The organism is Flavobacterium sp. 103 (assembly GCF_003096795.1).
Lineage (GTDB): Bacteria > Bacteroidota > Bacteroidia > Flavobacteriales > Flavobacteriaceae > Flavobacterium.
Genome location: NZ_QENX01000001.1, coordinates 2,950,113 through 2,964,017 on the forward strand (window position 1 = coordinate 2,950,113; position 13,905 = coordinate 2,964,017).

The window sequence follows — 13,905 nt, forward strand, 5'->3', positions numbered from 1 at the left end:
GTTTATAGTGTTAAATTTTGAATATTAAATAAAACAGGATTCTGTAATTTTTAAAGTTGTACTATATTTGCGCTTTAAAAAAAATAAAATAAAAGATGAATAGAAAATCATTATTATTGGGTGCTTTTTCAATATTGTTTGGGTTGTCTGCAGCCCAAGCACAAATTAATTTTGGAGAGAGAGCATTGAGTGCTGTTCAAAAAGGAATGACAGGATTTACTTTTACCGATGCGGATGCTGCCGCATTGTCAAAACCGGCCGTTGACAAAATGGATGCCGAAAACAAAGTGGCAGGACCGACAGATCCTTATGCTATCCGTTTGGCTAAAGTTTTTGGAAAATATACAAAAGGGGAGTTTTATACGTTGAATTATAAAGTGTACCTTACTAAGGACGTCAATGCTTTTGCAACGGCTGATGGCAGTGTACGTGTTTTTTCAGGTTTGATGGATGTAATGGATGACAACGAATTAATAGCGGTAATTGGTCATGAAATCGGACATGTTAATAACCATGATTCCAGAGATGCTATGAAAGCTTTGTATCAAAAAGAAGCTTTGATTGATGCTGCAGCTTCTCAATCTACTAAAGTTGCTGCTGTTACAGATAGCCAACTGGCTAAAATTGGTAGTGCAATGATTGATAGTAAATACAGCCGTAAGCAAGAATCTGAAGCCGATTTGTTTGCGTATGAATTTATGAAAAAAAATGGGTACGATGTAAATGCTGAGGAATCTGCTTTTAGAATATTAGCAAAAATGAGTGAAGGTGCTCAAAGTTCGTTTATAGATCAAATGATGAGCTCACATCCTGATTCCAATTTAAGAGCGGATGAAGCCAAAGCTAGGGCTGAAAAGGATGGTTTGTATAAGCCTTATGTGAAAAAGCCAACAGTGACAACTCCTGTAAAGAAAACTACAACGACAAAAAAGAAGACCACAACTAAAAAGAAATAATAAATTTTCTTTATTATCGAGTCTATAAAAAAGAGAAAGCTGAACCTCAAAAGTTCAGCTTTCTCTTTTTTTTTATAATAAGTGAAATTAATTTGGTTGAATTGTGATAGGTAAATTATAAGAAGTTCTAACTGCTTTGCCTTCAAACATGCCTGGTGACCATTTGGTTTTTAAAGATTTTAAAACACGAATGGCTTCAGCTCCAAGCCCATAACCGGGGTCTTTTAAAACTTTTATGTCTGTCATGCTTCCGTCTTTTTCAATAACAAAAGAAACACTTACTCGGATTGCGTTTTCGCTGTCTATTTCGGGTTTTTCAAAATTATTACCCACATAAGTGTAGAACTTTTTGATTCCGCCCGGAAATTCGGGCATTTTATCAACCATATTGCTTGTTAGGATCGTGTTCTCAGTAATGCCGGGGCTGCTTGCAACAGCTGTGCCTGTTGAAGGGGTTGTTCCTACTCCTGAACCAGCTACTCCCGATGTGTTATCGCTAGGATTGGTTTTTAGATCGATGTTGGATGCAATATCCTTTGGGGTTGCTGCATCAGGATGAACGATTTGTGGATTTATAAGTTGTGCATCGGTGTTGGTGTTCTGTGTAATTGGTTTTTTAGCTTGAGGCATAGGTTCTTCAACTTTTGCTTGAGGCGGTACATAAGGGGTGAAATCCGCGACTACAACTGGAGGTAAGTCTGGGACTAATGATGGAATCCGATGTTCCGGATTTAGATAATTATAAACCATTGGTATACTAATGGCCGCAGTCAAAAGTGATACTCCCATAAAGAGCGCAAAAAAGGATGTCTTGGTGTTTTCTTGGCGTAAATGATACGCGCCATACTCTTTGTTTCTGTTTTCGAATACAAGGTTAATCCAGCTAGTTTCGAAGATGTTTGATTTAGACATAATTCATGGATTTAATGGTTAAGTAATAATTAAATCATAAGCTAAAGTGGTTTTAGTTTCTAACGCAAATAACAGGAAATTTATTATGTATGAATGTGGTTATTTTTTAACAGAATTGTTAAATAGATATTGTTAAAGGTAAATATAAAAATATTTATTGAATATAACTATGATTATTTAACAAATTAAGTTCTGTTAATGCAAGTGGCTTTTAAAGATTCTAATGCAGTTGGGGAGTGTGTTTTTCCGAGTATTGTTTAATAAGATCTTTTGATGAAATTATCGTCTGTTTTGGATAATTTCAGAAAGTAATTTTTTGGCACGAAGTAATTTGATCTTTACATTGCTTAGTGGCTCGTCTATTTTATTGGCGATTTCCTGGTAACTCATTTCCTGAAAATAACGTAGCTGAATCACTTCCTGATAATGAGGTTTCAATTCTTTGATGAATTGTAATAGTTGCGAAAGATTTTGTTCGGTAATTAAAACGTCTTCAGCTGATGGAGTAGTGTCGGCTACATTATAGGCCGTTTGGTCTTGCTCATCTGTAATTTCAATAAAAAGGCTTGATTTTTTTTTGCGGATTAAATCGATATGAACATTCTTGGCAATCGAAATCAACCAAGTATTGAATTGAAATTCCGAGTTGTATGTGGCTATTTTGTCAAATGCCTTAGAAAAAGTTTCAATGGTAATATCTTCCGCCGTGGTTTCGTTTTCAGTGCGTTTTAGCATGAAACCGTACACCTCATTCCAATAGTAATCCAATAGAAAAGTAAAGGCAACTTGATTTCCTTTTTTCGCTTTTTCTATTTGTTTGCTTATTTCCAATTCGCAGGTTTTGAGAAGATATTGGTTATAAAGATATTAATTTGAGTGAATATAAGTATAATTTCTATAATAGGATACCAATACATCACATCTTTTTCTTTTAATTTTCCTGCGGCAAATCCAATAACAATCCAAGTAATTAAATATCGAGAACCAATAAGGCTTAATACCAATATCCATTGAAACTGAAAAGCTAACAAGACTATCGGTAATAACAGAAACAACAGTTGGGAACTAAAGAAAAGACCTAGTTGTATTTTGTCAAATGCTTTGTAATGTTTGGCAGTGGCAACATGTCTCCTTTTTTGAGTAAACCAATCTTTAAAAGTGGTTTTTGGAGCTGAATACGTGAAGCTTTCGGGAGAATAAGCAATTGTTGTATTGTCTGAATCTGCTGCTTGATTGATGAATAAATCATCATCTCCAGAGCGTACTTGGATATGATCGATAAAGCCGTTTACATTGAAAAATTCTTCTTTTTTGTAGGCTAAATTACGACCCACGCCCATATAAGGCTTACCCATTTTTGCCCAAGAAAAATATTGCGTGGCGGTAAGTAAAGTTTCGTATCGGATTATTTTGTTCAAAAAAGAATTGGCTATTTTTTCATAACCTCCATAACCTAAAACAATGGTTCTTTGTTTTGTAAACTGGGAGCTCATAGCTGTTATCCAATCTTTGGAAGTAGGGTAACAATCAGCATCAGTAAATAACAGATATTCTTTTTTTGCGGCTTTGATACCTAGCGTTAAAGCATATTTTTTATTTCCCCAAAAAGCCTCGTTATTTTTTACTTTAACCAAGCGAATATTAGGGTATTGTTTCTCAAATTCTTCAAAAATCTCTAAAGTATTATCTCTGGAAGCATCATCAATCAAAACGATTTCAAAATCTGGATAATTTTGTTCAGCCAATAAAGGGACGTATTTAATAACGTTTTCTTCTTCGTTTTTGGCACAAACAATTACAGAAATTGGAATGTTTTTGGCTTCAATTTCCTGTGCTCTGGCAAAAGAAAATTTACCAAAAACAATTAGATAGTAAAAAAGTTGAATGACAACTATTGCAATAAAAAAATATAAAGTAAAGGTTAGCATCATTGTATTTTTTTGGCTTTTAAAAACGATTGCAAATGTAAATAGCAATTGTCAATTATCAATATAAAATCAGTAATTACTTTCTATATTTAGCCATTTCTTTTGCTACAGCCATAGATTGAGGGTTTTCTGTTTTTTCTAATTCGGAAATAATATTCGAATAATTTTTGTCATCTCGGTTTTGTGACATTTTATTTTGCGCTTGTATTTCTTCTATTTTAATTTCAAAAGCTACAATTCCACGGGTCTGCATCATCGTTTTCTTTGATAAATCAGCGACTCGAACGGGACATTTGGAGTTTTGTTCGTATTTGTCCACTAATTTGGTCAATGAATTAATAACGGCATCTCCTTCAATGATTTTTATCTTTCCATAAACATGAACTGCTGTGTAATTCCAAGTGGGAACATTCTCATGATCGTACCAAGATGGAGAAATATAGGAGTGAGGTCCTGTAAATACAGCCAAAACTTGGTTATTCGATTCAAATGCTGTCCACTGCGGGTTCTCTTTTGATATATGTCCCATTAAAACTTCTTCTCCTGCTATATTGATTTCCAGTTCCAATGGAATGTGTGTTGCCCATAATTTTCCATTGGTTTGATTGATTAGAATACCAAAAGCATTTGCTTTTAGAAAGGTTCTGATAGCTTCTTTATCTTCGTTTTTATATAAATCTGGAATGTGCATATTTGTAATTTTAGATTGAGGATTAACGATTTTTGATTTTAGATAGAAAGTAGATAATAGTTAATTGAGTGTTGCTAGCTGTGTCTTCTGTTTTCTATTTTCTGTTTTCTGCAATCTGAATTCTGCAATCTATATTATATTCACTTCGGCTTCAATGTGTATGCCAAATGTATTGAAAACTGTGTCTTGGACAGTTTTCGAAACATCCAAAATTTCTTGTCCTGTTGCTCCTCCGTAATTCACTAAAACTAATGCTTGATTTTTATGGACTCCGGCATCTCCAAAACGTTTTCCTTTCAAGCCAGCTTGCTCAATTAGCCAACCAGCTGGAACTTTGACTTCGGTTTCTGAAATATCAAAGAATCTCATTTCCGGAAATTTTTGATGAATGGCTTTAAAATCTGATTTTAAAAGTATTGGGTTTTTGAAAAAACTGCCACTGTTTCCTAATTCGGCAGGATCAGGTAATTTACTTTTTCTAATGGCTATTACCGCATTGCTCACGTCTTTTAAGCCAGGAGTTGTAATATTGTTTTTTGCTAATTCGGCGGTGATATCTCCGTACGAAGTATTTATTTTATGATTTTGTTTCGTGAGTTTGAAAACTACAGAAGTAATGATGTATTGGTCTTTTACCTCGTTTTTGAAAACACTTTCTCTGTATCCAAAATTACATTCTTCCTTAGTGAAAGTTCTTATTTCCTGATTTTCGATATTTATCGCGTCGCAGGAAACAAAAGTATCTTTGATTTCAGTGCCATAAGCACCAATGTTTTGTACTGGTGTTGTGCCAACATTCCCTGGAATAAGTGACATGTTTTCGAGCCCGCCAAAGTTTTGATCTATTGCCCAAAGCACAAATTGATGCCAATTTTCACCTGCTTGACTTTCTACCCAAACATAATCGGCATCTTCTTTCAGTATTTTTTTTCCTTTTAAGTCAATATGGATCACTAGAGCTTCGATATTTTTTGTCAAAAGCATATTGCTTCCTCCTCCAAGAACGAATTTCTTTTGGTTTTTGTTTTGTTCCAAAATGCTTTTCAATTCAGATACGCTGTGAACGGCAACAAATTGTTCGGCTTTGGCTTCAATGCCAAATGTATTGTAGTTTTTTAAAGAAAAATTATTTAAAATCTCCATAAAGAATTGTAATTAAGTAGTGTTTATCTTTGGATTTATTCCGAATATAAAGCTCTGTCGATAAAATTATTGAAAGGTTTCAATACTAGCATTTTTTCTGTCATTATGGACACGAAATCTTTTTGAGTAACCAGTTTTGTATCGAAAGGTTGAGTGGCTGTAAAGCTTTTCAATTTCAAAAATTCAATGGCTGGATCTTCTTTATCGTAGCCTTTTGGCGGATTTTTTAAAGTCGAATTCTCGTCCCTGTTCAGATTTTGATAAATGGATTTAAACTTTTTGTCACTTAAAATTTCCTGTAAATCATCATAGAAAAAGTGAATTTCTTTTCTGATTTTTTGGAGTTGGTCAGGCTGTGGGCAATACAATCCACCGCCTACAAAGCATTTTCCATTTTCTATATGTAGATAATATCCTGAGGCTTCTGCATTTTTGGCTCCTGCGGATATCCAAACACCTAAATTCGTTTTGTAGGGAGATTTGTCTTTGGCAAACCTGACGTCCCTGTTGATTCTAAAGGTGCAGTTTTTGACTTCCAACATTTCCAATGAAGGATCAAGTGGTTTTAGTCTGTCAAGAAAAGAAGCGACCAATTGATGGTAATCTTTCTTTACGGAGTCATAGCGTTTTTTGTTTTCAAGAAACCAATCACGATTGTTGTTGGCTTTTAAATCTTCGAGAAATTGTAAAGTGTCTTTTGAGAGCATAGGCCGGATTATTGCAATTGGTTTTTTAAATCTTCTTCACTAACGAATCCTGATTTTTGCCATTTGATTACTTTATTTTCATACAATACTAACGTAGGAAGTTCACTGATTTTCAATTCCTGCATAATAGTTTTATTTTCGTCGGCATTTAGTCGGATGACAACAACTTTGTCTGCCATTTCTTTTTGCATTTTTAGGATATAAGGCTCCATTTTTTTGCAGGGAGCACACCAAGGTGCGTAAAAATTCACTAACACTTTCTTGTCGGATTTTAATAATTCCGCATATTCCTGAGGGCAAACGCCAATGATTTTAGTATCGGGTTTTGCTAAACCCGCTGCTTCCCATTTTAGCATTCCGCCGTCAAGGTTGTAAACAGTTGTAAAGCCTAATTCAGCTAATTTTTCGGAAGCTTTGATGCTTCTTCCTCCACTTTTGCAATATACAAAAACGGGTTTTGTTTTGTCGTATTTGTCTGTTCTTAAAACAAAACTATCGCTTAGCCAATTCACATTGTCTGAGTTTTCGATATGCCCTGTTGCATATTCCTCAGGTGTGCGAACATCTAGGATTTGGGCATTTGGTGTTGTTTTTATTTTCTCTGAATATGTTGCAACATCAACGGTTTTTACAGCTGGTGAGGTTTGTGCGTTGCAGGAAAATACCAGAAAACAGATAACGAATAAATATAGGGGATTAATTTTCATCGGGGTGTAAGTATTAATATTTGTGTAAAATTAAGCATTTTTTGCTTTTTTGAATCTTTAAGTAATCTTAAATAAAAGTTACAAATTGAAAATAGTATAACTCTGAAGCGTCGATTTTACGATTACTTCTGTGCGTTCGGGATGTGTGTCTGATATAAAAAGTTGTCCAAAGGTGTCGTTGTTGACCATTTCGATGATTTTGGATACACGATTTTCGTCTAATTTATCGAAGATGTCGTCAAAAAGCAGAATGGGCTTTACGCCACTTTGTTTTTTTAGGAATTCAAATTGTGCAAGTTTTAAGGCAATCAAAAATGATTTTTGCTGTCCTTGTGAACCAAATTTCTTGATTGGATAATTGTCGATTTCAAAAGAGAGATCGTCTTTATGAATACCCACACTGGTGTATTGCAGTATTCTATCTTTGTTGATGCTTTGCTGCAAGAGCGTCAGTAAATCATTTTCGAATAAATGGCTTTCATAAATCAATTGTACCGATTCCTGCGAACCTGTTATGTTGTGATGATGAAAGTTGAAAATAGGAATGAACTCAGCGATGAAAGCTTTTCTTTTTTCGAAAATGGATTGGCCAAATTCGGTTAGCTGTTCATTATATATTGATAAGGTGTCGTTGTCATAAGTATGGTTCAGTGCAAAATACTTTAATAAAGCATTGCGCTGGCTCATTACTTTTTGATATTGGATGAGTTGCTGCAGATAGTGCGGATCCAATTGGGAAATCACGCTGTCCATGAACTTTCTTCGAGTTTCGCTTCCTTCTACAATTAAATCTCTGTCGGCTGGCGAAATAATGACCAACGGAATGAACCCGATGTGGTCTGAGAATTTATCGTAGGCTTTTCCGTTGCGTTTGAGTATTTTTTTTTGGCCTTTTTTGAGACTGCAGACAATTTGTTCGGTTCTTTCGTTCTTTTCAAATTCGGCGTCAATTACAAAAAACTCTTCGCCGTGTTTGATGTTTTGAACTGCTAAAGGATTGAAATAACTTTTTCCATACGACAAATGATAGATGGCATCCAGTACATTGGTTTTTCCGATGCCGTTTTTGCCAACAAAACAATTTATTTTGCTGTCAAATTCGAAATTGGCTTCGGAAAAGTTTTTGTAATTGAATAACGATATTTTTTTTAAATACATCTGAAGTTCTTGCTGGAATTGTTGACTTTGAAGCCTTTTTTGGGCGGTTTCTAAGAGGGTGCAAATTATTGAAAAATATCGATATAAAGGATGGGAAATTGTGTTTTCATTTTTTTATTACGACCGTTCGCTTGCGTGAGGGACAGGAGCAAGCTACCGAAGTAGCGCGGATGGCCCGACAGCAGCTAGGAAAAAGGGCGCTGACGACAAAGTGAATAGCCCTTTTTTCTAGTTGGTGGCACGCCCTAATTATTCGGATATTAGGGGGTGTTTTTTCAGTAAAAATAAGGGATTAAAAATATTTTTCTAAATTTTAATATAAAATTCATTTTTTTTACGTGCATTAGAATAAAAATTTTATTTTTGCCGTTCACTAAATTAAATTTTAAATGGCTACTTACAGTAAAAGAGGATATAAAACACCAAAAGAAAAGGAAGTAAAAGACGATGCAGTTGAAAATGTATTGATTGACGAAAAAGACAGCGCTACGGCTGAGGTTTTTTCGAAATTAGACGAAACAGCTTCTAAAACAGAAGACTGGGTTGCTAAGAATCAAAAAATTATAATTGGGGTTGTTGGTGCTATTACATTGGTAACTGTTGGATATTTTGCTTATCAAAAATTTATCGCTAATCCTAAAGAAGATGATGCTGCTAACGAAATGTTTGTTGCTCAATCTAACTTTGAAAAAGCGACTAACGGTGTTGCAAGTGATTCATTGTACAAATTGGCATTGAACGGGTCTGAAGGTAAATTTGGATTTGTAAAAATCGCTGATGAATATTCTGGAACAGCTGCTGGAAACTTGGCTAACTATTATGCTGGAATTGCTTACTTGAATACAGGTAAATATGATGAAGCGATTACTTATTTAGGTAAATTCAGTTCAAATGATTTGATGTTGAGTGCTTTGGCAAAAGGAGCAATCGGAGATGCTTACTCTCAAAAAAATCAACCAAAAGAAGCTTTGGAAAACTATATTAAAGCAGTTGAAGCTAGCAAAAATGACTTCACTACTCCACGTTTCTTGATGAAAGCAGGTAAAGTTGCTTTGGCATTAGGAAATAAAGCGGATGCTTTGAAATACTTCACTGATATTAAAGAAAACTACGAAAACGCACCTGAAGCTGCAACAGTGGATGGTTTGATAGGTTTAGCACAATAATAGAAAGATTTAAGATTGTTTGATTTTTGATTACAAAACTCTATCTTTAATATCTGAAATCTAAATTCTAAAATTAAATGGCAACCGTAAATAAAAATTTATCGGATTACGATAAAAACACAGTCCCAAACGCGAAAGACTTTCGCTTTGGGATTGTTGTTTCAGAATGGAATGATACTATCACAGAAGGGCTTTATAATGGAGCGCTTACTGCTTTGTTGGAAAATGAAGTGCCTCCGCATCACATTATCCGTTGGAATGTTCCTGGGAGTTTTGAGTTGATATATGGTTCTAAAAAAATGTTGCAAACTCAAAATGTAGATGCTGTAATTGCCATTGGATGTGTGATTCAAGGGCAAACCAAACATTTTGATTTTGTATGCGAAGGAGTAACCCAAGGGATTAAAGATTTGAATGTTCAAACCGATGTTCCTGTTATTTTCTGTGTATTGACAGATGATACTATGCAACAATCTATTGACAGAAGTGGTGGTATTCACGGAAACAAAGGAACAGAAGCAGCAATAGCGGCCATTAAAATGGCTTATATTCGTCAGCAAGCTTCGTTGTCTCACCAAATTGATAATCAACATTTATTATCTGCAGGTGCTTTGCGAATTGAAAATCAACCTTTGCAGATAGAAGAATAAAAAATAAAATAAAATTTCTAATGACCTATACTTTTCGTTGAATTGTATAGGTTTTTTTTATGACTATATGCGACTGTCACATCTGCTACTGATTTTTTTATAAATTGTATCCTTACCGTTCTTTGCGTCTCTGCGTCTTTGCGTGAAATTGGGCTCGCAAAGACGCAGAGACGCAAAGAATATCGCAATATTAAAACATATTTTTTGAGTGATGAGGAGCCATTTTTTTTATGCTTTTTTTGTGATTTCCGAAATTTTACGGAATCTTCTTAATTGTTATATTTGATGCTAAACGTTTTAAAACTGAAAATGATAATTTCGATTGTAAATAGATATTCACTGGTTCTTTTGTTGTTTGTATTTGGATTCTGTCATGCACAAGGAATTATTGATGAAGGCTTGAAAAAAGAGTTGGACGGGATTTACAAATCGGACCAAATTCTTCGAGAATATATCGATTCAGAAACTACCGATAGCAGAAAGTTGCAGATTCTTAACGAAACTGGTTACTCCAATGACGATTTGACAAATGGCAAGGTATATATGATACTGAATAAGCGAGATTCCATTAATCTTATTCGGATTGAGGAAATTATTGCAAAGTATGGTTATCCTGGAAAAACATTGGTTGGAGAACCAACAAATGAAGCGGCTTGGTATGTAATTCAGCACAGTAAAAAAATAGCAGATTATTTCCCAATGATTCAGGAAGCGGGAGCAAGCAACGAAATACCTTTTACCAAAGTGGCCATGATGCACGACAGAATGCTGATGCAGGAAGGGAAGGAACAGCTTTATGGAACGCAAGTGTCGGGACAGTATATTCTAAACGCAGCAACAGGGAAGAAGGAGTTTTGGTATTGTGTTTGGCCTATTTTAAACGCGGAATCCGTAAATGAATTAAGGAAAGAAGCGGGGTTTACCAACACTGTTGAAGAGTATGCAAAAAGCATGGGAGTAGAATATAAACGCTATACACTTGCTGAAATAAAGCAATTAACAATAAAAGAATAATAGCATTATTGTTGGTTTTAAAAGGGTTAGCTTTCGATTTAAATTTGCTTTTTTTTATGAGTGTCAAAGAGCTAAAACCCAACAGAAATTCATTAAATTTGTCCTCCTTGATTTTAATTATTATTTAAAATCTGAAATTTACAATCCTAAATCTAAAATTTTTCAATGTCGAGTATAATTCAATTGCTTCCTGATCATGTTGCCAACCAAATTGCCGCTGGTGAAGTGGTGCAAAGACCTGCTTCAGTAGTAAAAGAACTATTGGAAAATGCAGTGGATGCAAAAGCAACAGACATTAAGTTGATTATTAAAGATGCCGGGAAGTCATTGGTACAAGTTATTGATAATGGCTCGGGGATGAATGTTACTGATGCACGTATGTGCTTTGAGCGTCATGCTACTTCCAAGATTCGCCAAGCCGAAGATTTATTTTCATTGCATACCAAAGGGTTTCGTGGAGAAGCATTGGCCTCTATTGCGGCGATTGCCCATATGGAAATGAAAACCAAATTGGAGCAGGAAGAATTAGGAACTCACATCGTTATTGAAGGGAGTAAATTCATGTCCCAAGATGTGGCGGTTCTACCCAAAGGGACTTCATTTGCTGTTAAAAACTTATTTTTCAATATACCCGCACGCCGTAATTTCCTTAAATCTGATACGGTAGAATATCGCCATATCATTGATGAATTTCAACGCGTTGCTTTGGCGCATCCCAAGATTCATTTTACTTTTTACCACAATGGTAGTGATATGTACAATTTGCCTCCCTCGAGTTTAAGGCAGCGAATTGTTAACTTTTTTGGTGGAAAAACCAATGAAAAATTAGTTCCTGTTGTAGAAGATACAGAGATGATGAATATTCAAGGTTTTGTAAGTAAACCTGAATTTGCCAAAAAGAATAGGGGAGAGCAGTTTTTCTTTGTCAATGACCGTTTCATAAAAAGTCCCTATTTGCATCATGCTGTTATGGCTGCTTATGAAGGGATTTTGAAAGATGGTTCACAACCCAGTTATTATTTGTATTTAACGGTTCCGCCAAATACAATCGATATCAATATACATCCAACAAAAACCGAAATCAAGTTTGATAATGAAAGTGCAATGTATGCTATTCTAAGAGCTTCGATAAAACATAGTTTGGGGCAGTTCAATGTGGCTCCTGTTTTGGATTTTGAAAGGGATGCTAATTTGGACACGCCTTACCATTATAAAAATCTAGACGCGGAGGTGCCAACTATCCAAATAGACACAAATTTTAATCCTTTTGCAGAAGATAAACCCAATAAGCTTTTTTCGACATATAAAAAAGCGGAACCAACAGCCAGTTGGGAGAGTTTGTATGTGGGAGTGAAACACGATACAGCTGTTGTTTCAGGCGGTAGCGAATTTGCTTCCAGCAACAACGATTATTCTTTTGAGAACAATGAATTTACTTTTGAAAACGAAGAGGTAACTTCATCGTTATTCGATGATGAGGAAGTGGAACAAACGGTCCATAAAACGTATCAAATACATAAGAAATACATAGTTTCTCCTATAAAATCCGGAATGGTGATTGTGGATCAAAGTAGAGCTCATCAGCGTGTTTTGTACGAACAATTTCTAGTGAATATGACAGTTCAGCATGCATCAAGTCAGCAATTGTTATTTCCTATTAATTTGTTTTATTCAGCAACCGAAATGGAACTTATTGCGGAACTTCAACAGTCGTTAGTCAATACGGGTTTTGTTTTTGAGGAGTCTAACTCTGACCATGTTGTGATTTCTGGAATTCCTGTAAATATTACAGAGAGTGAAGTTGCAGCAGTTTTAGATCAGTTATTAAGTGATTTGCATAACGGAATTCCGGAGAATAGTTTCAGTCAGAATGATACTATTGCCAAATCGATGGCCAAAAGTTTGGCTGTCAAAACGGGTGCATACTTAACCGAAAAAGAACAAGAGAATTTAGTAAATGGACTTTTCGCATGTAAGGATCCTAATGTTTCCCCATTTCAAAAACCGACTTTCATCACCATGCGTGTGGAAGACTTAGATAAAAAATTTGCATTATGATGAATATTACACCTACAGTAAAACAGTTGTTAATTATAAATATATTGTTTTATATAGGCTCGATGATTGTTGGGGAGCCTGCCTATAAATTACTTTCGATGTATTTTTTCGAGAGTCCCGATTTTCATTTTTGGCAACTCTTCACGCATATGTTTATGCATGCACCATTGCCAAATATCATGCATATTGCTTTTAATATGTTTGCTTTGTATTCTTTTGGTTCTGCGTTAGAACATTTTTGGGGTGGTAAAAAAATTATATTCTTTTACATTTCCTGCGGTTTAGGAGCTGCTTTATTGCACACTGCCGTGAATTATTATTTTTTTGAAAATGGAATCACTCTTTTAGTGGAGAATGGTTACCAAAAAGTTGAAATATTAAAAATCTTAAGTGAAGGGAAATTTGATACCAAATGGCAGGAATTATTAACTCCTTCCGATTTTCAGGCATTCATGGGCGCTTATTTAGGTAATGTGGTAGGAGCTTCTGGTGCTATTTATGGTCTATTGGTAGCTTTTGCTTTTATGTTTCCTAATGCTGAATTGGCCCTGATGTTTATTCCAATTCCAATCAAAGCAAAATATTTTGTTCCAGGATTGTTATTAATTGATTTATATTTGGGTGTTTCTGGAGGCTCCTTATTTGGTGGATCTAGTGGAATTGCCCATTTTGCACACCTTGGAGGCGCATTGGTTGGTTATTTGATGATGTGGTATTGGAAGAAAAATCAGTTCGATAGCCATCGTTGGAATTAATGCTCTTAAGCCAAAAAAGATAAACTAAAAGAGGAAATGATAACCCATAACTGATTCTAT

14 protein-coding genes are annotated in these 13,905 nt (G+C 35.0%); 6 read left to right on the forward strand and 8 right to left on the reverse strand.

Annotated elements, in window-relative coordinates:
- Positions 1-95 precede the first annotated feature (95 nt).
- A complete protein-coding gene (locus C8C85_RS12320; protein WP_116797320.1) occupies positions 96-956 on the forward strand; it encodes a M48 family metalloprotease in 861 nt (286 codons plus the stop codon).
- 87 nt (positions 957-1,043) lie between these two features.
- Here the strand turns inward: C8C85_RS12320 and C8C85_RS12325 are convergent, their stop codons facing one another.
- From C8C85_RS12325 to recF, 8 genes are all read right to left on the reverse strand, one after another.
- The gene (locus C8C85_RS12325; RefSeq protein WP_116797321.1) at positions 1,044-1,868 is read right to left on the reverse strand and encodes an energy transducer TonB; all 825 of its coding nucleotides are present in this window, start codon (positions 1,866-1,868) and stop codon (positions 1,044-1,046) included.
- 279 nt (positions 1,869-2,147) lie between these two features.
- Positions 2,148-2,699 (reverse strand): RNA polymerase sigma factor, encoded by a 552-nt coding sequence (locus C8C85_RS12330; protein ID WP_116797322.1) that lies wholly within the window; start codon positions 2,697-2,699, stop codon positions 2,148-2,150.
- A complete protein-coding gene (locus C8C85_RS12335) occupies positions 2,690-3,796 on the reverse strand; it encodes a glycosyltransferase (protein ID WP_116798476.1) in 1,107 nt (368 codons plus the stop codon). Before C8C85_RS12335 ends, C8C85_RS12330 begins: the two co-directional genes overlap by 10 nt.
- 76 nt (positions 3,797-3,872) lie before the next feature.
- The gene (locus C8C85_RS12340) at positions 3,873-4,487 is read right to left on the reverse strand and encodes an FMN-binding negative transcriptional regulator (RefSeq protein WP_116797323.1); all 615 of its coding nucleotides are present in this window, start codon (positions 4,485-4,487) and stop codon (positions 3,873-3,875) included.
- Positions 4,488-4,616: 129 nt separating this feature from the next.
- Complete coding sequence (gene murB, locus C8C85_RS12345; protein ID WP_116797324.1) at positions 4,617-5,630, reverse strand: UDP-N-acetylmuramate dehydrogenase; 1,014 nt, start codon at positions 5,628-5,630, stop codon at positions 4,617-4,619.
- Between the two features lie 35 nt (positions 5,631-5,665).
- Entirely contained in the window at positions 5,666-6,337 is a 672-nt protein-coding gene (locus C8C85_RS12350) for a DUF2461 domain-containing protein (protein ID WP_116797325.1), read from the reverse strand.
- 8 nt (positions 6,338-6,345) lie between these two features.
- Positions 6,346-7,044, reverse strand: coding sequence for a thioredoxin domain-containing protein (locus C8C85_RS12355; RefSeq protein ID WP_116797326.1), 699 nt, complete (start codon positions 7,042-7,044; stop codon positions 6,346-6,348).
- Positions 7,045-7,122: 78 nt separating this feature from the next.
- Positions 7,123-8,202 (reverse strand): DNA replication/repair protein RecF, encoded by a 1,080-nt coding sequence (recF, locus tag C8C85_RS12360; protein ID WP_116797327.1) that lies wholly within the window; start codon positions 8,200-8,202, stop codon positions 7,123-7,125.
- Between the two features lie 389 nt (positions 8,203-8,591).
- Between recF and C8C85_RS12365 the strand changes: the two genes are divergently transcribed.
- The 5 genes from C8C85_RS12365 (at position 8,592) to C8C85_RS12385 (ending at position 13,845) form a co-directional block, all read left to right on the forward strand.
- A complete protein-coding gene (locus tag C8C85_RS12365) occupies positions 8,592-9,368 on the forward strand; it encodes a tetratricopeptide repeat protein (protein WP_116797328.1) in 777 nt (258 codons plus the stop codon).
- 77 nt (positions 9,369-9,445) lie between these two features.
- On the forward strand, positions 9,446-10,018 hold the full coding sequence (ribH, locus tag C8C85_RS12370) for a 6,7-dimethyl-8-ribityllumazine synthase (protein ID WP_116797329.1): 573 nt from the start codon (positions 9,446-9,448) through the stop codon (positions 10,016-10,018).
- A 285-nt stretch (positions 10,019-10,303) separates the two neighbouring features.
- The gene (locus C8C85_RS12375) at positions 10,304-11,032 is read left to right on the forward strand and encodes a DUF6624 domain-containing protein (protein ID WP_116797330.1); all 729 of its coding nucleotides are present in this window, start codon (positions 10,304-10,306) and stop codon (positions 11,030-11,032) included.
- A gap of 165 nt (positions 11,033-11,197) precedes the next feature.
- On the forward strand, positions 11,198-13,090 hold the full coding sequence (gene mutL, locus C8C85_RS12380) for a DNA mismatch repair endonuclease MutL (RefSeq protein ID WP_116797331.1): 1,893 nt from the start codon (positions 11,198-11,200) through the stop codon (positions 13,088-13,090).
- Positions 13,087-13,845, forward strand: coding sequence for a rhomboid family intramembrane serine protease (locus tag C8C85_RS12385; protein ID WP_116797332.1), 759 nt, complete (start codon positions 13,087-13,089; stop codon positions 13,843-13,845). Before mutL ends, C8C85_RS12385 begins: the two co-directional genes overlap by 4 nt.
- Positions 13,846-13,905 lie beyond the last annotated feature (60 nt).

What these genes read in the sequence shown, in the direction of transcription:
- C8C85_RS12320 (WP_116797320.1), top strand. Translation starts at nt 96, where the DNA reads ATGAATAGAAAATCATTATTATTGGGTGCTTTTTCAATATTGTTTGGG.
- C8C85_RS12325 (WP_116797321.1), bottom strand. Translation starts at nt 1,868, where the DNA reads ATGTCTAAATCAAACATCTTCGAAACTAGCTGGATTAACCTTGTATTC.
- C8C85_RS12335 (WP_116798476.1), bottom strand. Translation starts at nt 3,796, where the DNA reads ATGCTAACCTTTACTTTATATTTTTTTATTGCAATAGTTGTCATTCAA.
- C8C85_RS12340 (WP_116797323.1), bottom strand. Translation starts at nt 4,487, where the DNA reads ATGCACATTCCAGATTTATATAAAAACGAAGATAAAGAAGCTATCAGA.
- murB (WP_116797324.1), bottom strand. Translation starts at nt 5,630, where the DNA reads ATGGAGATTTTAAATAATTTTTCTTTAAAAAACTACAATACATTTGGC.
- C8C85_RS12350 (WP_116797325.1), bottom strand. Translation starts at nt 6,337, where the DNA reads ATGCTCTCAAAAGACACTTTACAATTTCTCGAAGATTTAAAAGCCAAC.
- C8C85_RS12355 (WP_116797326.1), bottom strand. Translation starts at nt 7,044, where the DNA reads ATGAAAATTAATCCCCTATATTTATTCGTTATCTGTTTTCTGGTATTT.
- recF (WP_116797327.1), bottom strand. Translation starts at nt 8,202, where the DNA reads ATGTATTTAAAAAAAATATCGTTATTCAATTACAAAAACTTTTCCGAA.
- C8C85_RS12365 (WP_116797328.1), top strand. Translation starts at nt 8,592, where the DNA reads ATGGCTACTTACAGTAAAAGAGGATATAAAACACCAAAAGAAAAGGAA.
- ribH (WP_116797329.1), top strand. Translation starts at nt 9,446, where the DNA reads ATGGCAACCGTAAATAAAAATTTATCGGATTACGATAAAAACACAGTC.
- C8C85_RS12375 (WP_116797330.1), top strand. Translation starts at nt 10,304, where the DNA reads ATGCTAAACGTTTTAAAACTGAAAATGATAATTTCGATTGTAAATAGA.
- mutL (WP_116797331.1), top strand. Translation starts at nt 11,198, where the DNA reads ATGTCGAGTATAATTCAATTGCTTCCTGATCATGTTGCCAACCAAATT.
- C8C85_RS12385 (WP_116797332.1), top strand. Translation starts at nt 13,087, where the DNA reads ATGATGAATATTACACCTACAGTAAAACAGTTGTTAATTATAAATATA.